Raw genomic sequence first — 21,716 nt, 5'->3', positions numbered from 1 at the left:
AAGGAGGAATAGACAGTATGCTAGAAACAACATTTGAACAAATTTTAACACAATTATCAAAGCCAGCTGTTCGTGCGCTAACGAATGAAAAAATCGACAGTGTGGATGAACTCTACGCACGAGGCCGAAAAGCGTTACTTTCGTTGCATGGCTTTGGTCCAAAGTCTATTCGAACTATTGAAGAGATGACTGGGAAAGAATTGAAGTAAAAAAAGGATCGCCGTTTAGAGGCGATCCTTTTTTTATTTACGTTTTTGTTTTCCAGCATTACGACCTTTATTGCCGTTTGCTTTTGGTTGGTTCGTTTTTTGCGTTACTTTGTTTGTTTCTTTTGGTGTCACATCTTTAATAGGAGTAACCACTTGTTTTGGTGGGTTATTTTTCAATTCTTCTTGTACTTGTTTTTTAATTCTTGGACGTAAGAGGATATTTGTGATGGCAGATTGAATACATGTGAAAATACCACCAACTACCCAGTAAAGCGCTACGCCTGCAGGTGAGCTAAAGGACATGAAAACAATCATTAATGGTGAAACAATCAGCATTGATTTCATTGTTTTCTTTTGTTCTTCAGGAATACCAATCATTGAAATATAACCTTGAGCTAAATAGGCTAAACCAGCTAATGCCACTAAAATCATATTTGGTTGCCCTAAATTCATTCCTAAGAAGCTTGCTGTGGCAATACCTTTTGTATAACGAGCAGCAAAGAACAGAGATGAGAAAATAGGCATTTGAATTAATAAAGGCAAACAACCAATTCCGCCAACCATACTCACATTGTTTTCTTTATAAATCTTTTGTAGTTCTGCTTGTGCGGCCATTTGTTCTTCGCGCGTACTTGCTTGTTTCATTTTTGCTTGTGCAACATCCACTTGGGGTTTGATTGCTTGCATTTTTTCCGTTTGGATAAAGCTTTTTTTCGATTGATGTAAGCCTAACGGTAAAATAATGATCCGTACAATAATGGTGATAAAAATAATCGCCCAACCATAGTTCCAATTAAAGTTATCGACAAGATAAGTAATTGCATTACTCATCGGTAAAACAAGGAAGTTATAGACAAAACCTTCACCAGTTGGTTGTCCATCTGCTCCTGTTTTCACACAGCCTGATAAAAACATTACTAAAAATAGTAAGCCAGAGCCGTAAAGCCATCGGTTTAATTTACGCATGTAATTCGGTCCTTTTCTAAAAAATTTTTACATGGTTAACTATACTTGAAACAGCGCTCTTTTTCAATCAAAATCGAAAAGAAGCTCTTACAAAAATCAATAAAAAGCAGGAACTACTTGCTGTTCAAGGCTTCTTCCCAAAGAAATCAATCGTTAGAAAGTAAGTTTATTGAATCACTTTAAATTGTTCCGTTTCTTCTAACAAAGGGTCTTCTTGAATATCAACATACGTTACACGTCCCGCCGGACTGGGGGAATCTTTGATTTTTTTGATAAATGTTTCCATTATGTCTTCAGGTGCAATTGCTGTGATTGAAACGGACCCGTCGTCTTCGTTCCTCACTGAACCAGTGACACCTAATTGATCTGCCACCATTTTGGTCATGTAGCGGAAGCCAACACCTTGGACACGCCCTTGTACATTCATTCTTAGTTTTTCCATGAGAGACACTTCCTTTGCTTTTTTCTTTATGATAGCGATTTTTCTTGGTTCTAGCAAGTATCCAAGCAAGCTAGAAGCATGCTATAATACAAAGGCGAGGTGACTTATGAAAGAAATTACATCAACGAAAAATAACCAATTAAAAGAATGGAAAAAATTACACAAAAAGAAGTACCGAGAAGAACTGAACCAATATATAATAGAAGGATTTCATTTAGTTGAAGAAGCTGTGAAGGCCAATGCCGATGTCCAGTGGATTTTGTTTAACCAAAGAGGTCAACAAGAATGGGGAACTTGGTTAGCTGAACAAGAAACAGAAAAATTAATTTTTGTTAGTGATGAGGTTTTAAATAGTTTGTCGGAGTTACCAACTTCACAAGGAATTTTGGCAATTGTCACCTTGGAAACGCAACAAGAGCAGTCGCTTTCTTTTAAAGGTGGTTGGTTACTTTTAGATAATATCCAAGACCCTGGCAATGTTGGTACGATGATTCGCACAGCTGATGCAGCAGGTTTAGCAGGCGTGATTTTAGGTAAGGGCACAGCAGATATTTACAATACAAAAGTGTTGCGCTCAATGCAGGGAAGCCACTATCATTTACCAGTTCTCCAACGAGAGTTGACTGAAGTGGTTCAGGCATTCAAGAAGCAAGGTCTACCAGTTTTCGGTACAGAACTAAATGAAGCTGCGATTGCTTATTATGAACAAGAGGCAGTGGAAAATTATGCGTTGATTTTAGGCAATGAAGGTAGTGGAGTTTCGCCAGAATTGTTAGCAGAAACCACGAAAAATCTTTATATTCCAATGAAAGGTCAAGCAGAATCATTGAATGTCGCTATCGCAGCGGGCGTGTTAATGTTTTATTTTGAAAATAATCAATAACAGAAACGAGTGTCAAAAAATGCTGACTATCAAAAAGACAACCCAGTTAACAGAAAAAGAATTAGAAACCATTATGGCTATTTGGCTGCAAACGAATCTAGAAGCTCATCCATTTGTCGCACCAACTTATTGGCAAGAAAATAAGGCATTTGTCCGCGCTGCGTTGCCAAAAGCAACACTGATCTTAGCGGAAGAAGAGGGTCAGATAATTGGGTTTTTAGGCTTAATGGATAACTATATCGCAGGAATTTTTATAAAAAAAGCGTTTCAAGGGAAGGGCATCGGTCAGAAATTACTGCAAGTAGCAAAAGAAGAACAGGACATCTTATCTTTGGCTGTTTACAGGGAAAATCAAGCAGCTTACGCCTTTTATCAAAAACAAGGCTTTGTCCAACAAAAGCGAACCATCGATGAAACGGGAAACGAAGAATGTCATCTTGTTTGGCAAGCGCAGTAGGAGCGACATTTCTAGTTTTAAGGCTTGCTATTTTTCTGAAAATATCTTATACTGTTAAAGGTGTGATTTTCACACACGAAATCCACATTCTTTTCCATCTGCGAAGTGGTGCTACTACGGTAGTTCTTCAAGGAGTTGACGAAAAGAAGAGGAAAATAAAAACCAAACTGGAGGAAACACAACATGGCAGTAATTTCTATGAAACAATTACTAGAAGCCGGCGTACACTTTGGTCACCAAACTCGTCGCTGGAACCCAAAAATGAAGAAATATATCTTCACAGAAAGAAACGGTATCTACATCATTGACTTACAAAAAACAGTGAAATTAGTAGATGCAGCTTACGATTACATGAAAAACGTTGCAGAAGAAGGCGGCGTTGCTTTATTCGTAGGAACTAAAAAACAAGCACAAGAAGCAATCAAAGATGAAGCAATCCGCGCTGGTCAATACTATGTAAACCATCGTTGGTTAGGTGGTACGTTAACTAACTGGGATACAATCCAAAAACGTATTGCTCGCTTGAAAAAAATCAATGCAATGGAAGAAGACGGCACTTTCGAAGTTTTACCTAAGAAAGAAGTTGCTGGCTTAAACAAAGAACGTGAACGTTTAGAAAAATTCTTAGGTGGTATCGCTGATATGCCAAGAATTCCAGATGTAATGTACATCGTTGACCCACGTAAAGAACGCATTGCTGTTCAAGAAGCACACAAATTAAACATTCCAATCGTTGCAATGGTTGATACAAACTGTGATCCTGATGAGATCGATGTTGTAATCCCTTCAAATGATGATGCAATCCGCGCCGTGAAATTAATCACTGCTAAAATGGCTGACGCTTTCATCGAAGGTAACCAAGGGGAAGACCAAGCAACTGAAGAGTTATTCGTTGAAGAAACACCAGAAGCAACTTCAATCGAAGAAATCGTTGATGTTGTTGAAGGAAATAACGAATCAGCTGAATAATAATGATTACGGAGCTGTCTCAAAGGCTAGGCGACAAAAAGCCTGATTCTCCTTTGAGATAGCTTTTTTAAAAAGAATTGATAATATCCGAGGAGGACACAAATAATGGCAGACGTTACAGCTAAAATGGTAAAAGAATTACGCGATATGACTGGCGTTGGAATGATGGACGCTAAAAAAGCATTAGTAAAAGTAGAAGGCGACATGGAAAAAGCCGTAGACTTTTTACGTGAAAATGGTATGGCTAAAGCAGCGAAGAAAAATGACCGCATTGCGGCTGAAGGTTTAGCAAACGTAGCAACTGTAGGTAACGTTGCAGCAATCGTTGAAGTAAACTCAGAAACTGACTTCGTTTCTAAAAACGAAATGTTCCAAGATTTAGTTAAAGATATTGCGACTAAAGTTGCTGAAAACAAACCAGCTACGATGGAAGAAGCAATGGCTATTAAAACTGAAAAAGGCACAATCGAATCTGATTTAATCGAAGCAACAACTGTTATCGGTGAAAAAATCAGCTTCCGTCGTTTTGAAGTTGTCGAAAAAGCTGACAATGCTGCATTTGGCGCTTACTTACACATGGGTGGCCGTATTGCTGTATTAACAGTTATCGATGGCACAACTGACGAAGAAGTAGCGAAAGATGTTGCTATGCACATCGCGGCAATCAACCCTCGCTATGTCAACGAATCTCAAATTCCTCAAGAAGAATTAGAACACGAAAAAGCTGTGTTAACTGAACAAGCATTAAACGAAGGTAAACCAGCAAATATCGTTGAAAAAATGGTTGTTGGTCGTCTACAAAAATTCAAAGCAGAAATCGCTTTGGTTGACCAACCATTTGTTAAAGATCCAGATATGACTGTCGAAAAATTTGTTGCTTCTAAAGGCGGCGAAGTGAAATCATTCGTACGTTTTGAAGTTGGCGAAGGTATCGAAAAACGTGAAGATAACTTTGCGGATGAAGTAATGAGCCAAATGAAAAACTAAGAGCATCAAACGCTCGGTTGAAAAGCCGTGAATCATAAGTATCTAAACAGACAGCGCTCCCCAAAGGAAGCTGCATAAATTGATTACTGCTTGATTCAAGGCAGTCTTTCAGCCATTTGGGAACGCATAACTTTGATATGCGCTCCCTTTTTTTAGGCAAAACCAGTGGATCGCACTGCTTGGTCTAAAAAATCATTTTGGTGAAAAGTCATCTAAATGAGGAATTGAATGATTTTTAGAGAATCTTGGAGGGAATTATGATGGTTAAACCTAAGTATCAACGTGTCGTATTAAAGTTAAGTGGAGAAGCGCTAGCCGGAGAAGACGGTTTTGGCATTAAACCACCAGTCATTAAAGAAATCGTCCAAGAAATTAAAGAGGTCCATGAATTAGGTATCGAAATGGCCATCGTGGTTGGCGGCGGAAACATCTGGCGTGGACAAATTGGTGCTCAAATGGGCATGGAACGTGCACAAGCAGATTATATGGGCATGTTAGCTACTGTGATGAATGCCTTAGCATTGCAAGATACATTAGAAAATCTTGGTGTGCCTACACGTGTTCAAACATCAATTGAAATGCGTCAAATTGCAGAACCATACATTCGTCGTCGTGCAGAACGTCATTTAGAAAAAGGCCGCGTTGTTATTTTTGCCGGAGGAACAGGAAATCCTTACTTCTCGACAGATACAACGGCTGCGTTACGAGCTGCAGAAGTAGATGCGGACGTCATCTTAATGGCGAAGAACAATGTTGATGGTGTTTATTCTGCGGATCCACGTGTGGATGAAACAGCGACAAAATTTGAAGAACTAACACATTTAGATGTTATTTCTAAAGGGCTGCAAGTAATGGATTCAACAGCAAGCTCATTAAGTATGGATAACGATATTCCTTTAGTTGTCTTTAACCTAAATGAAGCAGGAAATATCCGTCGTGCCATCCTTGGTGAAAATATCGGAACAACTGTAAGGGGGAAATAAAGAATGTCTAAAGAAGTTTTAGCAACAGCCAAAGAAAAAATGACAAAAGCGGAAGAAAGCTTACGCCGTGAATTAGGTCAAATTCGTGCTGGTCGTGCGAACGCAAGTCTATTAGACCGTATTCAAGTAGAATATTATGGTGCACCAACACCAGTTAACCAATTAGCAAGTATCAATATCCCAGAAGCTCGTGTATTAATGATTACACCGTTTGACAAAAATTCTATCGCTGACATTGAAAAAGCTATTCAAATGAGTGATATCGGCATTAGCCCAACCAATGATGGAAATGTCATCCGTTTAGTGATTCCACAATTAACGGAAGAACGTCGGAAAGAATTAGCCAAAGACGTGAAAAAAGAAGCGGAAAACTCAAAAGTTGCTGTCCGTAACGTTCGTCGTGATGCAATGGATGAGTTGAAAAAAGCTCAAAAAAATGGCGACATCACTGAAGATGAATTACGTTCATTTGAAAAAGATGTTCAAAAATTAACAGATGATAGCATCAAAAATATCGATGCGATTACTGCTGAAAAAGAACAAGAACTTTTAGAAGTATAAAACCAATCACTAATAAAAATTATTGAATCCAGAGAAGCAAATGCTCTGGATTTTTTTGTATAGATGAGGAAGGCGTATCTCAAATCTCTCTTTGCGAAAGTCATTCTAAAGTAATTATTTAAGAAAACGCTTTCTTTAATAAATTTTTTTATTCTACCAGAATTTTTTTCTTTGTGTAGGGAGGATCACTTGAAAATATAGAGAAACTTTGAAATATCAGCATTTTAAAATTTTCCTTCACAAATTGAATCCTAAAATTTGATGATAAGAGTTGTTATTTTTAGCAATTGTAATTTGCGATTCATTCTCAATTAGGCTAAAATGAGTGAGAACGGAAAAACGATTAAAACAAGTTGGAGGGAATTGTACATGTCTGTGTTAGAAATCAAAAATTTACACGTATCAATTGAAGATAAAAAGATTCTAAAAGGAGTCGATTTAACAATTAATACTGGAGAAATCCATGCAATTATGGGACCTAATGGAACTGGTAAATCTACTTTATCAGCAGCAATTATGGGAAATCCTAACTATGAAGTCACAGAAGGAGAAATTCTATTTGACGGCGTCAACGTTTTAGATTTAGAAGTAGACGAACGCGCTCGCTTAGGTTTATTCTTAGCAATGCAATACCCAAGCGAAATTCCAGGAATTACCAATGCTGAATTCATGCGTGCAGCAATCAATGCAAAACGTGACGAAGACAACAAAATGTCAGTCATGCAGTTCTTAAAAAAATTAGATAGCAAAATGGAATTATTAAATATGCCTGAAGAAATGGCTGAGCGTTACTTAAACGAAGGTTTTTCTGGCGGCGAGAAAAAACGAAATGAAATTTTACAATTATTGATGTTAGAGCCTACGTTTGCCATTTTAGATGAAATTGATTCAGGCTTAGATATCGATGCGTTAAAAGTAGTTTCTAAAGGGGTTAATGAAATGCGCGGCGAGAACTTTGGTGCGTTAATTATTACCCATTACCAACGCTTATTGAACTATATCACGCCAGATGTTGTTCATATCATGATGGAAGGCCGCGTTGTGAAAACCGGTGGGGCTGATTTGGCAAAACGTTTAGAAACAGAAGGCTATGCTGGTATCAGCCAAGAATTAGGTATTGATTACAAAGAAGAAGCGTAAGGAGGACAAGATAAATGAAAAAAGTAAATCTAATGGATTATCTTGACGAAGTCACCGCTTTTTCACTAGAACATGAAGAACCAGCTTGGATGACTGAATTGCGAACAACGGCTTTAAAAAACGCTGACGAAAGTGAGTTACCACATATTGATCGTGTGAAATTTCATCGTTGGCCTTTATTAAATGTTCACATGGAAAGTTATGTGCCTTCTGAAGGAAATGTCGCAAGTTTTGATCAAATGAAAGACAATCCTTTAATTGTTCAACAAGGATCTTTTCATGCTTTTGAGCAATTGCCAGCCTCATTAGCGGAACAAGGGGTAATTTTTACAGACATTTTTACTGCTTTACAAGAGCACCCAGAATTAGTTAAAGAATACTATATGACTAAAGCTGTATTACCAGAAGAAGATAAGCTGACAGCAGCTCATGCAGCTTTCATGAATAGTGGCGTTTTCTTATACGTTCCTAAAAACGTAGTGATTGAAGAGCCCATTGAATCTTTGTTTATTCAGGATTCAGATAGCAACCAACCTTTCTTTAAACATGTTTTAATCGTTGCAGATAATCATAGTGAATTCAGTTATTTAGAACGTTTTCAATCAACTGGTCATCACGCAGAGAAAGCTTCTGGAAATATCGTTGTGGAAGTGATTGCGAAAGATGGCGCAAAAGTTAAATACTCAGCCGTGGATCAATTAGGGCAAACTGTAACGACTTATATGAATCGTCGTGGCTATATTATGCGGGATGCCTCTGTTGATTGGGCTCTAGGCGTCATGAATGATGGCGATGTTGTGGCTGATTTTGATTCTGATTTAGTTGGCGAAGGTGCTCATTCAGAAGTTAAAGTCGTTGCAATTAGTGCAGGTAAACAAACACAAGGCATCGACACACGAGTGACAAACAAAGCGCAACATTCGATTGGTCATATTTTACAACATGGAGTCATTCGTGAACGTGGTACTTTAACGTTTAACGGAATTGGCCACATTTTAAAAGGCGCAAAAGGAGCCGACGCACAGCAAGAAAGTCGTGTTTTAATGCTGTCTGATAAAGCTCGTGGTGATGCCAATCCAATTCTTTTAATTGATGAAAATGAAGTGACTGCCGGACACGCAGCCAGCGTTGGTCGAGTAGATCCAGAAGAAATGTATTATTTAATGAGCCGCGGCTTGCGTAAAGAAGAAGCGGAACGTTTGGTGATTCGTGGCTTCCTAGGTTCTGTCATTACAGCAATTCCAGTTAAAGAAGTACAAAATGAATTTGTAGAAGTAATTGAAGGGAAGTTAAACGCATGATGGATGCAGCAACCATTCGTCAATCGTTTCCTATTTTATTTCAAGAAGTTAATGATGAACCGCTAGTTTATTTAGACAATGCTGCGACAACCCAAAAACCAACGGCAGTGTTAGATGTTTTACGACATTATTATGAAACCGATAATGCCAATGTTCATCGTGGGGTGCACACGTTAGCCGAACGAGCAACGAAGGACTATGAAGCCTCCCGCGAAAAGGTTCGCCAATTTATCCATGCCAAAGAAACAGCGGAAGTTTTATTTACACGAGGAACAACAACCAGTTTGAATTGGATTGCCAAAAGTTATGGTGACTTGGCAGTTACAGCCGGGGATGAAATCGTCATATCTTACATGGAACATCATTCAAACATTATTCCCTGGCAACAATTAGCTCAACGTACAGGGGCCATTTTGAAGTATATAGACGTCACTGAAGACGGCTTTTTAGACATGGCAAGTGCACGTCAACAAATTACAGAAAAAACGAAAATTGTTTCGATTGCTCATGTTTCAAATGTGTTAGGGGTCATTAATCCAATCGAAGAATTAACACAATTAGCTCATCAAAATGGCGCTGTGATGGTGGTAGACGGCGCGCAAGCAGTTCCTCATATGCCTGTGGACGTTCAAGCCATCGATGCTGATTTTTATGCATTTAGTGGTCACAAAATGTGTGGACCAACTGGAATTGGTGTCCTTTATGGCAAACGTCATTTATTGGAACAAATGGAACCTGTGGAATTTGGTGGCGAAATGATTGACTTTGTTCATCTTCAAGAAAGTACTTGGAAAGAGCTTCCTTGGAAATTTGAAGCTGGCACACCTAATATTGCCGGGGCAATTGCCTTAGGTGCCGCCATTGATTATTTAACTGAAATTGGTTTAGAGGCCATTCATCAACATGAAGCAGCCCTTGTTCACTATGTTTTGCCGAAGTTGCAAGCTATCGAGGGCTTGACGATTTATGGTCCACAGGATCCAAAAGACCACACAGGTGTGATTGCTTTTAATATTGAAGGTTTACATCCACATGATGTGGCTACGGCGTTAGATATGGAAGGGGTCGCTGTCAGAGCGGGTCACCATTGCGCGCAACCGTTATTAAACTATCTGAGCGTGCCAGCAACTGCACGGGCAAGTTTTTATTTATACAATACCAAAGAAGACGCAGATCGCTTAGTTGAAGCGATTAAAGCGACAAAGGAGTTTTTCCAGCATGGCACTTTCTAAATTAGATAACTTATATCGCCAAGTCATTTTGGACCATTCTAGCCACCCACATCACCACGGAACGCTAGATGCGTCTAGCCAAACAATTGAACTGAATAATCCTACTTGTGGAGATGTGATTGAACTGGATGTGGCCATTGAAGACGGTGTGATTAAAGATATCGCCTTTCAAGGAAGTGGCTGTTCCATCAGTACCGCAAGTGCTAGTATGATGACTGATGCGGTCTTAGGAAAAACAATCGCCGAAGCAACGGCCTTAGCAGAGGATTTCTCTCAACTTGTTCAAGGAAATGAAGTGGCCGAAGATGAAAAATTAGGCGATGCAGCAATGTTAAGCGGCGTAGCTAAATTTCCAGCTCGGATTAAATGTGCAACCCTGGCTTGGAAAGCCTTAGAGCAGGCTGTTGCTAATAACGGCCAAGGCGAAGCCGGTCATTTACATTGTGAAAAATAAAGAAAGGGTGACGACGAATTGAGTACAGTACCTGAATTAGAAGAATATAAATTTGGCTTTCACGACGATGTGGAACCAGTCTTTAGTACCGGAGACGGCCTAACAGAAGACGTCGTTCGCGAAATTTCTCGCGTGAAAGGCGAACCAGAATGGATGCTTGACTTCCGTTTAAAATCGTTAGAACAATTCAATAAAATGCCCATGCAAGAATGGGGTCCAGACCTGTCAGATATTGACTTTAGTAAAATTAAATATTATCAAAAACCGAGTGACAAACCCGCACGCGATTGGGATGATGTACCTGATAAAATCAAAGAAACCTTTGAAAAAATTGGGATTCCCGAAGCTGAGCGTGCTTATCTAGCTGGGGCTTCGGCTCAATATGAATCAGAAGTTGTTTACCACAACATGAAAGAAGAATTTGAAAAATTAGGCATCATTTTTACAGATACTGACTCTGCTTTAAGAGAATATCCTGACTTATTCAAAGAGTATTTTTCAAAACTTGTGCCACCAACAGATAATAAACTGGCCGCTTTAAACTCAGCTGTTTGGTCAGGTGGAACCTTTATTTATGTACCAAAAGGCGTTCGAGTTGATGTACCATTACAAACATATTTCCGAATCAACGCTGAAAATACCGGCCAATTTGAACGGACCTTGATTATTGTCGATGAAGGGGCTAGCGTTCACTATGTTGAAGGTTGTACGGCCCCCACGTATTCAAGTAACAGCTTGCATGCGGCCATCGTAGAAATTTTTACAAGAAAAGATGCTTATTGTCGTTATACCACTATTCAAAACTGGTCAGATAACGTCTACAACTTAGTAACCAAACGTGCTAAAGCTTACGAAGGTGCCACTGTCGAATGGATTGATGGTAACCTAGGAGCTAAAACAACCATGAAATACCCAAGCGTTTACTTAGATGGTAAAGGCGCCCGTGGCACGATGTTATCGATTGCCTTTGCTGGTGCTAACCAAATCCAAGATACTGGGGCCAAAATGATTCACAATGCGCCGAATACCTCTAGCTCAATTGTTTCAAAATCAATTGCTAAAGACGGCGGCGAAGTTAACTACCGTGGCCAAGTGACTTTTGGCAAAGACAGCGCAGGCTCGATTTCCCACATCGAATGCGACACGATTATCATGGACGAAAAATCAAAATCAGATACGATTCCGTTTAACGAAATCCATAACAGCCAAGTGTCCTTAGAACACGAAGCCAAAGTTTCAAAAATTTCTGAAGAACAATTATATTATTTAATGAGTCGCGGCTTATCTGAAGCCGAAGCGACAGAAATGATTGTTATGGGCTTTGTTGAACCATTTACGAAAGAATTACCGATGGAATATGCGGTTGAGTTGAATCGGTTGATTAGTTATGAGATGGAAGGCAGTGTTGGATAAACCTATTATAGGAGCTAGAACCCTTGATGTATAAGGATTCTAGCTTTTTTATTTTGTCTTGATAGTAGAAATGACCAGCTTTTTACTGATGAGCCATCATATCAGCAAACTCTTGACCAGTTTTCTTAGGGGCGCTGTTCGCAATATCTGTATAGATAGATTACGTTACTTTTCTATTTATGTTGATGAGTCTATTCCAAATGATCAGCAAGCTATATCAGAAGCAATTGAACATCTGAAAGCAATTGCCTATCTGTTCAGCAGAAGGTGGAGAAGGGATTACAGTAAGCTTAAAAGAGCCGCTGGAAACGGAGTACACTCTTACTCTAATTGATGGACAACCAACCCAAGCTAATCATATCTTTGGCAGAATCATACAAGGAATTGAATAGGATAGAGAAACCCACCCCGTTGATATTTGACCGTACTAAGGGTACCCTTTAATTGAGCTACACGGCTCACTTGGGATACTCTTTTTTTGTCTTTTGCAAAAGGTTAATAAATTTTGATAGATGAAACTAAATGAAATTAGGGTTAAGAATGCTGATACAAAGGGATGTTCTGTTTCATTTATGTGGAAATAAAAAAATAGTTTTCTGCTAAAAATAGTTAAAAAGTACTACATAGTTGTGGCAGTTATTGCAGATGAAACAGACCTACAAATGTTTCATCTAGAATACTATTTTGTTAGTTGATATATATATGGTATTATTAAGTAAATAAGTTGATGAAGGAATGAAATCATGGATATAAAATTTGAAAAGTTTGTCAACATAGGCGAGGGTAGTTTTAGTGTAAACACTCCTTTAACGATTTTGATAGGAAATAATGGTGTTGGAAAAACTTTATTATTAGAGGCGTATGCAAAGACAAATGATTATATTGTGGAAAAGATTTTAAATAGCAGTTTTATAGATAAATTAATTAGAAATCTAGAATTTAAAACAGAAGTTGTAAGATCAAGTATAAAAAATTATACTAGTTTAAATCATGGTAAAATTTTTTCTAAATTAGATGAAAAAAAACAACCAGGTAAATCATATATTTTTGAGATAAAAAGTACTATAACTAATCAAAAAGATGTAGCTGAGGGCATAGAGGCATTAATAAATGGATTGATACAAGAATTACAAGTTATTATAAAGAAAGAAATATTATTTATGGATGATAAAGATAGCCAAGATGAGTTGTTAAAGAGTTTCATACCTGATATTTCAATTCCTTTTTCTGAGTGTCTTAATGAATGTACAATAGAGTATGAAATTTGTTTAAACTTTGTAGATTCATCTTCAGATGATTTAGTTTTTAATACTGACAAGCAAAAGGTATATGAGACTTCTGATGATAATGACTACCTAAGTTTGAGTTTCACAGGGGAGAAAGGTTTTAAGGGGTTTAGAAGTAGTACAAGATTTATTACCAGAGAAGAAAATGAATTGAATAGAGAATATATTGATACGAATAATTATGATTTTGTTCATAACATGTTGAAAGAGGTAATATCGAATGTCTTGAGAAATATGACTATACAAAGCAATTCTTTAAAAGAAATATCATATATACCATCAGAAAGAATTGTATCTATGAGTAGATTTATGGAAAAACAACTTTTAGCAAATGATTACAATGGTTTAAGATATAGTGAAGAAAAATTTGCTAAAGAGTATATGGGATTCAAGGAATACTATACACTAACATCAAGTAATATGAAAGATAGAATGATATTTGAAGATTCCTATAAGAAAATTTTGGGCGGTACTCCTTTATTTGATGAGTCAGGTGAAATTACTAAAATAGAGACTGAAAACGGAGAAATAGTTAATAGAACATTATTTTCGACAAAACAAAATAAAATATATCCTTTTTTTATGTTAAATCAAAATTATCGAAATAAATCATATAATATGTTTAATCAAAGAATTTTTAGAAGAAGATTTGATAAGAAAATTGTGATTATAGAAGAACCGGAGGCAAATTTGTCTACCAAAGGGATTTTAGAAATGGCTGAATATATTTTTGAATTAAACCAAAAATATCAAATCATACTTTCTACGCATAGCGATGTTTTTTTAGCGCAGATTAATAATATATATTTAGAAAATAAGAAAATCAAAGAGGTATCTGGGTACGAGATAATTGATACAACTTTTCCATTCTTTATAAAAAAATTGGAGGTTTCTGATTCATATGGTGTTTCTTCTGATTTTATTACAAGTCAATTAGAGTTATTGTATCAAAATACAGAAGTCTCTCAAAATAAGATTATAAAAGATGAAAAGGATAGGGCTGACTAATAAATATGAGTGTTAATATATTTAAAGATGAATTTTTAAGATGTCTAATGTGTAGGAAAACAGAAGTTGTAGAAGATCAGCTAAAGCACAATAATTTTAAAATGATCTTGAATGTAGAATTAAATAATGAAGTAGAAGTACCAGTCTATCATCTTATTGAACCAAAAGATGAACATTCTAAGATTAAATTTTTGCATTATAATGAGTTTCCAGATGGAGTATTTATTAAAAAGCTGTCTGAACATGAATACAAAATATATGTAATTGAAATTAAAAGAGACATTACTAAACATCTTGATAAAATCCCTAAACAGTTGCACTCAGGAATATTACATGCTATCTCAGTAATAAAAATGTCAGAAGCTCAAATTGACTTTAATAAAAATACTATTTTTGAGAATCAAGAAATTAAAATTGATTATGAGTTAATTGTTTGTTCAGGAAAAAAAGTTTTATACAGTACTCCAAAAAAAGTTATACCGGGAAAACCTGTGGAGAGCAATGTATTATTAAAATTATTGAGAGATTCAAATAAAGTCCGACATAATTTAAAAGGAAAAGAGCTAGTTGAGTTACCTGTAAAAGTTGTTATTTTAGAAGAAACTGTTGGGGATAATGGTAAAGAATTTTATGAAGGAAGTATTTTATTAGCATGATAATTAAAAAAAGTTGGTCAAAAATTAAACTGACCAACTTTTTTTGCTCCCAATAACATATCCAAATTGACCAGATTTTGACCATCCTAATTTGATAATCATTGATAATTAATGATTAATCAAACTATAATGAGTGACCTTAATTGCTTGTTTTGACAATGAATGATACTGGTTGCAACCTCGATTCCAATATGGAAGGCTCTGTCGGCTAGTTTTTCACTCTACCAACAAATAATCAACCAAAACAACAACGGAAAGCCAAACAAGAAACATACTAATCATGCTTCTTCAAAGAAGCACAAATAAAAAAGCGATGACTCGAGAAGAAAGTCTCTATGAAGTCATCGCTTTTTCTTATATTTTAGTTAAAAAATTATTTTACTAAAGGTTGAAGTAACTTGTTCCAGAAACTAATGAGTGGGCCAGCACCAAATGCACAAATAATTGTACCAATCCCAATTGGACCACCAGCAATAAAGCCAATTAATAGGACCAACAAATCTTGTGCTTTTCGAACAGAAGCGTAAGGTTTGTTGATTTGTTGACAGATGGTTGGCGCAATCGCATCATAGGGGGATTCGCCTTGATCTGTAGCCATGTATAAGGCGCAGCCAAATGTAAAAATCAGGACTCCGAAGAATAAAGAAAGTAGTTTGCCAATTGTTGAGCCTCCTAAACTATTGGCGTAAGGTTGAAGCCAAGTAGAAATCTGTTGAATCAAAATCCCTACTAAAAGCATATTTAAAATAGTTCCTAGACCAATGGCTTTTTTGTTTTTTAAATAGACATAGAATAAAATAAACGCATTGACAATAATTTGAAAAATGCCTAATTGCATACCAAACATCGAAGAAAGTCCGATATTCATAGCAGTGAAAGGATCAACTCCTAAACCTGCCACTCTTAAAGTGGATGCGCCAATCCCGATAATAACTAAACCAATTAAAATTAAAAGAACATTTTTGACTAGTTTCATGGTAAGCCTCCTGAATAGATTTTGTGTGTGATAGTACAAAGTCTGCAACAAAAATTCATAGAGAATTTTGTTGCAGACTACTTTTTAACCAGCTCCGTGTTGGAACGAAGGGTATAGAGACATCCCGCCATCTACAAAGAGTGTTGTTCCGGTTACGTATGAGGATTCATCAGAAGCTAACCAAGCGGCCGCAGCAGCTACTTGATTGGGTTTACCAATAATGCCCATAGGAACCATGCTCGTTGTTTGTTTTAACTGTTCGGGATCGGAAAATTTTTTAGCATTAATAGGTGTGTTAATCGCTCCAGGCGCAATACAGTTGGCACGAATACCATATTCCGCATATTCCAAAGCGATTGTTTTCGTGAACATTTCGGTGGCGCCTTTACTTGCCGCATAGTGGGCGAACGTTGGCCAAGGAATTCTTTGGTGAACGGAGGACATATTAATGATTGACCCTTTGATTTTTTGATCTCTAAATATTCGGAGTGCCTCTCTAGAACCCAAAAAGACACCGTTTAAATTGACATCAATGACACGTTGCCATTCTTTTAATGGCATATCAATTGTCGGAAAAGAAGCCTCCACACCGGCGTTATTTACCCAAATGTCAACATGACCAAACTCTTTTAAAGCGGTTTCAGCTAACGCTTTAATATCTTCTTCATTAGAGACATCAGCCTTCACGAATTTTACGCGGTCTGCGTGCTTGGCTTGGACATCTTCAAACTCTTTAGGCAGCTCACCGACATAGTCAGCAACAACATTCATGCCCTCTAAGATATAACGCAGAGTAATAAATAATCCTAAACCCGTAGCTGCACCAGTGACAACGGCCACTTTACCATGTAATTCTCCATACATTGATTCATTCCCCCTAAAATTACTATTAATACTTTCATGGTAGCACATGTCAATCAGCGTGTTGATAAAATACGACAAACTGTCGGAAAAGTTTAGGCTCTAAAGTTAGCTACTATTGTTGAAGGTCTTTAAAATAAATACTGGTCGTAGTAATCAATTCCTCTCATTTATACAGTTTTCTAAAAAAACACAAAATATCCAGACGAAGTGGTCAAGTCCAATGGTTATTTATGAGTGAATATGCTAAAATAAAACTTGTCTTACATAAGGAAAGATTTGTTCACTAACAGTGGCGACTGTTCTCAGTAAACAGTTGCGCTGGTTTATCGGGAAGGGAACAGAGCAAGTTTTACGAGACTTTCCCATGTAATAATAAAAAGCACTGAACGTCAGTGAATGAAGGAAGAAGGACATCTATGAAAACAATTATCACATTCATTATTGTCTTCGGTATTCTTGTCCTCGTACATGAATTTGGCCACTTTTATTTTGCAAAACGAGCGGGTATTTTAGTTCGTGAGTTTGCAATCGGAATGGGACCAAAGATTTTTGCGCATCGTGGAAAAGATGGCACCACTTATACGATTCGCTTATTGCCAATTGGTGGCTATGTGCGAATGGCTGGGATGGGCGAAGACATGACAGAAATCACACCAGGTATGCCTCTATCTGTTGAGTTAAATGCCGTGGGTAATGTGGTTAAAATTAATACAAGTAAAAAAGTACAATTACCTCATAGTATTCCGATGGAAGTCGTTGATTTTGATCTTGAAAAAGAATTATTCATCAAGGGCTATGTCAATGGAAACGAGGAAGAAGAAACCGTTTATAAAGTTGACCATGATGCAACGATTATTGAAAGTGATGGAACCGAGGTGCGGATTGCGCCACTTGACGTTCAATTTCAATCAGCGAAATTATCGCAACGCATTTTGACGAACTTTGCGGGACCCATGAATAACTTTATCTTAGGGTTTATTCTGTTTACGTTAGCGGTCTTTCTACAAGGAGGCGTCACTGATTTAAACACGAACCAAATTGGACAAGTGATTCCTAATGGCCCGGCGGCAGAAGCTGGGTTGAAAGAAAACGATAAAGTCTTATCGATTAATAATCAAAAAATCAAAAAATACGAAGATTTTACAACCATTGTGCAGAAGAACCCCGAAAAGCCGTTGACGTTCATAGTTGAGCGTAACGGCAAAGAAGAGCAACTAACAGTGACACCAGAAAAACAAAAAGTGGAAAAACAAACGATTGGTAAAGTCGGCGTTTATCCTTATATGAAAACCGATTTACCGTCAAAATTGATGGGCGGTATTCAGGATACTTTAAATAGTACGACACAGATTTTTAAAGCACTGGGCTCACTATTCACAGGCTTTAGTTTAAACAAACTAGGTGGGCCAGTCATGATGTTTAAATTATCGGAAGAAGCATCCAATGCTGGAGTAAGTACAGTTGTATTCTTAATGGCCATGTTGTCAATGAACTTAGGGATTATTAATTTGTTGCCGATCCCAGCTTTAGATGGCGGGAAAATTGTCTTAAACATTATTGAAGGTGTACGTGGAAAACCAATTAGTCCTGAAAAAGAAGGCATCATTACGTTAATTGGCTTTGGGTTTGTCATGGTGTTAATGGTGTTAGTTACTTGGAACGATATTCAACGCTTTTTCTTTTAAGGAGAAAGCTTAAGTAAAAAAGTGTGTAAAGAAATCAAAAATAATTGATTTTAAAATAGAGGAGAGTTTTAATGAAACAGTCAAAAATGTTAATTCCAACGTTAAGAGAAGTACCAAATGATGCAGAAGTCTTAAGTCATCAAATTCTGTTGCGCGCAGGCTATATTCGTCAAGTCGCTGCAGGGATCTATTCTTATTTACCTTTAGCCAATCGTGTTTTAGAAAAATTAAAAACGATTATGCGAGAAGAATTTGAGAAAATTGATGCAGTTGAAATGTTAATGCCTGCGTTATTACCAGCAGAACTTTGGAAAGAATCAGGCCGTTATGAAACTTATGGACCTAACTTGTATCGCTTAAAAGATCGCAATGACCGTGACTATATCTTAGGCCCAACGCATGAAGAAACCTTCACAGAATTAATTCGTGATGAAATCAATTCTTACAAACGATTACCTTTGAATTTATACCAAATTCAAACAAAATATCGTGATGAAAAACGCCCTCGTTCTGGCTTATTAAGAGGCCGTGAATTTATCATGAAAGATGGCTATTCTTTTCATGCCGATGAAGCTAGTTTAGATCAATCATACCGTGATTACGAAAAAGCTTACTCACGCATTTTTGAACGCTGTGGACTAGAATTCCGTGCCATTATTGGGGACGGTGGTGCCATGGGTGGTAAAGATTCTAAAGAATTTATGGCGATTTCTGAAATTGGGGAAGATACTATTTGCTATTCAACAGAAAGTGATTATGCTGCCAATTTAGAAATGGCAACAAGTCTTTATACGCCGAAAAAATCACATGAAACACAATTAGATTTAGAAAAAATTGCAACACCAGAAGTGGGTACAATTGCCGAAGTGGCAAACTTCTTTGAAGTTGAGCCACAACGAATTATTAAATCAGTACTATTTATTGCCGATGAAGAGCCAGTAATGGTCTTGGTTCGTGGCGATCATGATGTCAATGATGTCAAATTGAAAAACTTCTTAGGCGCTGATTTCTTAGATGAAGCAACAGAAGAAGATGCTCGCCGTGTCTTAGGAGCGGGCTTTGGTTCAATTGGTCCAGTCAATGTTTCCGAAGATGTTAAAATTTATGCAGATTTAGCTGTTCAAGATTTAGCCAACGCCATTGTTGGGGCTAACGAAGATGGCTATCATTTGACAAATGTAAATCCAGATCGTGATTTCCAACCAATTAGTTACGAAGATTTACGTTTTGTTCAAGAAGGCGATCCTTCTCCTGATGGCAATGGTGTCTTAGCCTTTACTAAAGGAATCGAAATTGGTCATATCTTTAAATTAGGAACGCGTTACAGTGATGCTATGGGCGCAACAGTTTTAGATGAAAACGGTCGTGAAAAATCAGTGATCATGGGTTGCTATGGCATCGGCGTTAGTCGTTTACTTTCAGCAATCGTTGAACAAAATGCAGACGAGCGCGGTATTAATTGGCCAACAGGAATTGCGCCATTTGATTTACACGTGGTCCAAATGAATGTGAAAGATGAGTATCAAACAAAACTATCACAAGAAGTTGAAGCAATGATGATCGAAGCGGGCTACGAAGTATTAGTTGATGACCGCAACGAGCGCGCAGGCGTAAAATTTGCTGATGCTGATTTAATTGGTTGTCCAATCCGTATCACAGTCGGGAAAAAAGCAGTCGATGGTGTGGTAGAAGTCAAAATCAAACGTACTGGTGAAATGTTGGAAGTACGCAAAGAAGAATTAGAAAGCACACTTTCTATTTTGATGAACACAACATCAGAAGTGGAATAAATAAACAAACTTAATAACAGTATAAAGCTTAAAACGAAATCAAAGTTTCTCTGATTTTGTTTTAAGCTTTTTTAATGTAATAAAAAACTTAAATGTCTCAAGCTATAAACAATATTCGATTTTAAAGATTAATCTATATAAAATTATTTCATTTATTGTTTTTAATAATAGAGGAAATAAATAAGTGATTTAAGCTGATTAAATGATATTTTTTTGTTTTTAAACAAATTTTTCATATATATATAGGATTTAAAATTATATTTACAGTAATTATATTTTAATGATATTATAAAATGGTGGCTAATTTATTAGATTAAATAGAGGAGGTTATAACCAATAAAAAATAGGTTAGAAAATTAAAGAAAATACTCTTTCAGAATAGAAACGATTGAATGAAGTTAGGTTAGTAAAGGGAACCCAGTAGCATTGGCGCTGTACTAGTGAAAGGGATTTATGGGACGAATCCAATAGAATGTTAAAACACGATTGTACATAAAAAGAAAGGAGAGAAGCCAGTGAAAAAAGGAAAATGGTGGTTAATTGGTTTAGCTAGTATCGTGTCAATCATTTTAGGAATTGGAGGGAAACAATACATGGATAAAAAAGCAATAGAAAAAGATTACCAACAAGGAATCGATTTGATTCAAAAATATGTATCGAACTATTTAGTAGAAAACTATGAAGGCATTGAGAAGATTGAGTGGCAAGGCGTTGGTGTAGAGTGGCGGAATGCAAAAGGATACGGGACTTCGTTGTTGGGGAATTATGTGAAAAGCGATGTTAAGTTATTTGTTTCTCAAAATAGTTACATTAAATTACATTTTCTCTTGACTGATGAAACAGAATACAACGAAGAATTAAAAAAATATGTTCAAAGTGATGTTCTTAATTCTGAAAACATAGATTCTATGTTAGAAATGGAAATCCGGAATGCTAATAGAAGATTTAATGACAAAGAAAAAATAAAACTTCAGCAAGTTAGGAAAAAAACAGTAAAGCTATCGATACCTAAAATTATTTATAATTTAGATATTTATGAATTGAAGTATTAGGAGGTTATTGTAATGAGCAATGAAATTACAACAGAAGTGTTAGCTAAAGCAATTGATGACACCAAAGATAGAGTAAAAGAGATTAGAATCGGAGAAGAATTCAAGTTAGAAATTAATCAACGAAAGGAGAGCTTTCAACTTATAAACAAAGCCGCCAGCACCAAATCCAGCCAACTAAATGCCATGGCCATCGCCCCTTTAGATGACCAAGGCAAACCTGACTATAACAACGTCGCTATCGTGTACGCTGGTACCAATTCCTTTGGGGATGAAGGTAAAAAAGGCTTTGAAACAGTTGGAACAGCTTTTGCAGGTGGACTTTCTGCTGAATATAAGGAAGCCAGAATATCTTAACATAGAAGTTTTGAAAAATTAGTGTACATAAAAAAGAAAGGAGGAAAG

At 36.8% G+C, this 21,716-nt stretch carries 22 protein-coding genes; 18 read left to right on the top strand and 4 right to left on the bottom strand.

Annotation, left to right across the window (positions count from 1 at the left end):
• Positions 1-17 precede the first annotated feature (17 nt).
• A complete protein-coding gene (locus tag IGL86_RS09075; protein ID WP_002356753.1) occupies positions 18-209 on the top strand; it encodes a DNA-directed RNA polymerase subunit alpha C-terminal domain-containing protein in 192 nt (63 codons plus the stop codon).
• A gap of 33 nt (positions 210-242) precedes the next feature.
• Here IGL86_RS09075 and yidC read toward each other — a convergent pair whose 3' ends face one another.
• Entirely contained in the window at positions 243-1,175 is a 933-nt protein-coding gene (gene yidC, locus IGL86_RS09070) for a membrane protein insertase YidC (protein WP_002356755.1), read from the bottom strand.
• A 166-nt stretch (positions 1,176-1,341) separates the two neighbouring features.
• Complete coding sequence (locus IGL86_RS09065; protein ID WP_010706543.1) at positions 1,342-1,617, bottom strand: acylphosphatase; 276 nt, start codon at positions 1,615-1,617, stop codon at positions 1,342-1,344.
• Positions 1,618-1,723: 106 nt separating this feature from the next.
• Between IGL86_RS09065 and IGL86_RS09060 the strand changes: the two genes are divergently transcribed.
• The 13 genes from IGL86_RS09060 to IGL86_RS09000 all read left to right on the top strand — a co-directional run bounded on the left by IGL86_RS09060 (position 1,724) and on the right by IGL86_RS09000 (position 14,947).
• Positions 1,724-2,500 (top strand): TrmH family RNA methyltransferase, encoded by a 777-nt coding sequence (locus IGL86_RS09060; protein ID WP_002356757.1) that lies wholly within the window; start codon positions 1,724-1,726, stop codon positions 2,498-2,500.
• Positions 2,501-2,519: 19 nt separating this feature from the next.
• A complete protein-coding gene (locus IGL86_RS09055; protein ID WP_010712668.1) occupies positions 2,520-2,957 on the top strand; it encodes a GNAT family N-acetyltransferase in 438 nt (145 codons plus the stop codon).
• 183 nt (positions 2,958-3,140) lie between these two features.
• Positions 3,141-3,926: a 30S ribosomal protein S2 gene (gene rpsB, locus IGL86_RS09050; RefSeq protein ID WP_002356759.1), complete on the top strand. Its 786-nt coding sequence runs from the start codon at positions 3,141-3,143 to the stop codon at positions 3,924-3,926.
• Positions 3,927-4,031: 105 nt separating this feature from the next.
• Positions 4,032-4,913, top strand: a complete 882-nt coding sequence (gene tsf, locus IGL86_RS09045; protein ID WP_002356760.1) for a translation elongation factor Ts — start codon at positions 4,032-4,034, stop codon at positions 4,911-4,913.
• Between the two features lie 260 nt (positions 4,914-5,173).
• Complete coding sequence (pyrH, locus tag IGL86_RS09040) at positions 5,174-5,896, top strand: UMP kinase (protein ID WP_002356761.1); 723 nt, start codon at positions 5,174-5,176, stop codon at positions 5,894-5,896.
• A gap of 3 nt (positions 5,897-5,899) precedes the next feature.
• A complete protein-coding gene (gene frr, locus IGL86_RS09035) occupies positions 5,900-6,457 on the top strand; it encodes a ribosome recycling factor (protein WP_002356762.1) in 558 nt (185 codons plus the stop codon).
• Positions 6,458-6,826: 369 nt separating this feature from the next.
• Positions 6,827-7,597, top strand: coding sequence for a Fe-S cluster assembly ATPase SufC (sufC, locus tag IGL86_RS09030; protein WP_002356763.1), 771 nt, complete (start codon positions 6,827-6,829; stop codon positions 7,595-7,597).
• Positions 7,598-7,611: 14 nt separating this feature from the next.
• A complete protein-coding gene (gene sufD / locus IGL86_RS09025) occupies positions 7,612-8,898 on the top strand; it encodes a Fe-S cluster assembly protein SufD (protein ID WP_033625885.1) in 1,287 nt (428 codons plus the stop codon).
• Positions 8,895-10,130 (top strand): cysteine desulfurase, encoded by a 1,236-nt coding sequence (locus tag IGL86_RS09020; RefSeq protein WP_002376739.1) that lies wholly within the window; start codon positions 8,895-8,897, stop codon positions 10,128-10,130. Before sufD ends, IGL86_RS09020 begins: the two co-directional genes overlap by 4 nt.
• A complete protein-coding gene (sufU, locus tag IGL86_RS09015) occupies positions 10,117-10,584 on the top strand; it encodes a Fe-S cluster assembly sulfur transfer protein SufU (protein ID WP_002356768.1) in 468 nt (155 codons plus the stop codon). Before IGL86_RS09020 ends, sufU begins: the two co-directional genes overlap by 14 nt.
• A gap of 18 nt (positions 10,585-10,602) precedes the next feature.
• Positions 10,603-11,997: a Fe-S cluster assembly protein SufB gene (gene sufB, locus IGL86_RS09010; protein ID WP_033625884.1), complete on the top strand. Its 1,395-nt coding sequence runs from the start codon at positions 10,603-10,605 to the stop codon at positions 11,995-11,997.
• A 743-nt stretch (positions 11,998-12,740) separates the two neighbouring features.
• A complete protein-coding gene (locus IGL86_RS09005; protein ID WP_033625883.1) occupies positions 12,741-14,291 on the top strand; it encodes an AAA family ATPase in 1,551 nt (516 codons plus the stop codon).
• Between the two features lie 5 nt (positions 14,292-14,296).
• Positions 14,297-14,947: a hypothetical protein gene (locus IGL86_RS09000; protein ID WP_033625882.1), complete on the top strand. Its 651-nt coding sequence runs from the start codon at positions 14,297-14,299 to the stop codon at positions 14,945-14,947.
• Between the two features lie 373 nt (positions 14,948-15,320).
• On the opposite strand, the gene IGL86_RS08995 is transcribed toward IGL86_RS09000, so the two are convergent.
• Entirely contained in the window at positions 15,321-15,923 is a 603-nt protein-coding gene (locus tag IGL86_RS08995) for a YczE/YyaS/YitT family protein (RefSeq protein WP_002384244.1), read from the bottom strand.
• Between the two features lie 84 nt (positions 15,924-16,007).
• Positions 16,008-16,787, bottom strand: a complete 780-nt coding sequence (locus IGL86_RS08990; RefSeq protein WP_033625881.1) for an SDR family oxidoreductase — start codon at positions 16,785-16,787, stop codon at positions 16,008-16,010.
• Between the two features lie 416 nt (positions 16,788-17,203).
• On the opposite strand from IGL86_RS08990, the gene rseP reads away from it, so the two are divergent.
• The 4 genes from rseP to IGL86_RS08970 all read left to right on the top strand — a co-directional run bounded on the left by rseP (position 17,204) and on the right by IGL86_RS08970 (position 21,668).
• Entirely contained in the window at positions 17,204-18,472 is a 1,269-nt protein-coding gene (rseP, locus tag IGL86_RS08985; protein WP_002408800.1) for an RIP metalloprotease RseP, read from the top strand.
• 71 nt (positions 18,473-18,543) lie between these two features.
• A complete protein-coding gene (locus IGL86_RS08980; protein WP_033625880.1) occupies positions 18,544-20,262 on the top strand; it encodes a proline--tRNA ligase in 1,719 nt (572 codons plus the stop codon).
• A gap of 515 nt (positions 20,263-20,777) precedes the next feature.
• Entirely contained in the window at positions 20,778-21,314 is a 537-nt protein-coding gene (locus tag IGL86_RS08975; protein WP_033625879.1) for a hypothetical protein, read from the top strand.
• A 12-nt stretch (positions 21,315-21,326) separates the two neighbouring features.
• Positions 21,327-21,668 (top strand): hypothetical protein, encoded by a 342-nt coding sequence (locus IGL86_RS08970; RefSeq protein WP_430605598.1) that lies wholly within the window; start codon positions 21,327-21,329, stop codon positions 21,666-21,668.
• Positions 21,669-21,716 lie beyond the last annotated feature (48 nt).

This window comes from Enterococcus sp. DIV0774, assembly GCF_050539095.1.
GTDB classification, from domain to species: domain Bacteria; phylum Bacillota; class Bacilli; order Lactobacillales; family Enterococcaceae; genus Enterococcus; species Enterococcus faecalis.
Note: the sequence above shows the minus strand (reverse complement) of the source record. Positions and strands in the feature narration are given on the sequence as shown.

Excerpts from the sequence above, each read along its gene's own strand:
- sufC (WP_002356763.1), top strand. The coding sequence starts at position 6,827 with ATGTCTGTGTTAGAAATCAAAAATTTACACGTATCAATTGAAGATAAA.
- rpsB (WP_002356759.1), top strand. The coding sequence starts at position 3,141 with ATGGCAGTAATTTCTATGAAACAATTACTAGAAGCCGGCGTACACTTT.
- pyrH (WP_002356761.1), top strand. The coding sequence starts at position 5,174 with ATGGTTAAACCTAAGTATCAACGTGTCGTATTAAAGTTAAGTGGAGAA.
- IGL86_RS09000 (WP_033625882.1), top strand. The coding sequence starts at position 14,297 with ATGAGTGTTAATATATTTAAAGATGAATTTTTAAGATGTCTAATGTGT.
- IGL86_RS08990 (WP_033625881.1), bottom strand. The coding sequence starts at position 16,787 with ATGTATGGAGAATTACATGGTAAAGTGGCCGTTGTCACTGGTGCAGCT.
- rseP (WP_002408800.1), top strand. The coding sequence starts at position 17,204 with ATGAAAACAATTATCACATTCATTATTGTCTTCGGTATTCTTGTCCTC.
- sufD (WP_033625885.1), top strand. The coding sequence starts at position 7,612 with ATGAAAAAAGTAAATCTAATGGATTATCTTGACGAAGTCACCGCTTTT.
- IGL86_RS08980 (WP_033625880.1), top strand. The coding sequence starts at position 18,544 with ATGAAACAGTCAAAAATGTTAATTCCAACGTTAAGAGAAGTACCAAAT.
- sufU (WP_002356768.1), top strand. The coding sequence starts at position 10,117 with ATGGCACTTTCTAAATTAGATAACTTATATCGCCAAGTCATTTTGGAC.
- frr (WP_002356762.1), top strand. The coding sequence starts at position 5,900 with ATGTCTAAAGAAGTTTTAGCAACAGCCAAAGAAAAAATGACAAAAGCG.
- IGL86_RS09005 (WP_033625883.1), top strand. The coding sequence starts at position 12,741 with ATGGATATAAAATTTGAAAAGTTTGTCAACATAGGCGAGGGTAGTTTT.
- tsf (WP_002356760.1), top strand. The coding sequence starts at position 4,032 with ATGGCAGACGTTACAGCTAAAATGGTAAAAGAATTACGCGATATGACT.
- IGL86_RS08995 (WP_002384244.1), bottom strand. The coding sequence starts at position 15,923 with ATGAAACTAGTCAAAAATGTTCTTTTAATTTTAATTGGTTTAGTTATT.
- IGL86_RS09075 (WP_002356753.1), top strand. The coding sequence starts at position 18 with ATGCTAGAAACAACATTTGAACAAATTTTAACACAATTATCAAAGCCA.
- IGL86_RS08970 (WP_430605598.1), top strand. The coding sequence starts at position 21,327 with ATGAGCAATGAAATTACAACAGAAGTGTTAGCTAAAGCAATTGATGAC.
- yidC (WP_002356755.1), bottom strand. The coding sequence starts at position 1,175 with ATGCGTAAATTAAACCGATGGCTTTACGGCTCTGGCTTACTATTTTTA.
- IGL86_RS09065 (WP_010706543.1), bottom strand. The coding sequence starts at position 1,617 with ATGGAAAAACTAAGAATGAATGTACAAGGGCGTGTCCAAGGTGTTGGC.
- IGL86_RS09020 (WP_002376739.1), top strand. The coding sequence starts at position 8,895 with ATGATGGATGCAGCAACCATTCGTCAATCGTTTCCTATTTTATTTCAA.
- IGL86_RS09060 (WP_002356757.1), top strand. The coding sequence starts at position 1,724 with ATGAAAGAAATTACATCAACGAAAAATAACCAATTAAAAGAATGGAAA.
- IGL86_RS09055 (WP_010712668.1), top strand. The coding sequence starts at position 2,520 with ATGCTGACTATCAAAAAGACAACCCAGTTAACAGAAAAAGAATTAGAA.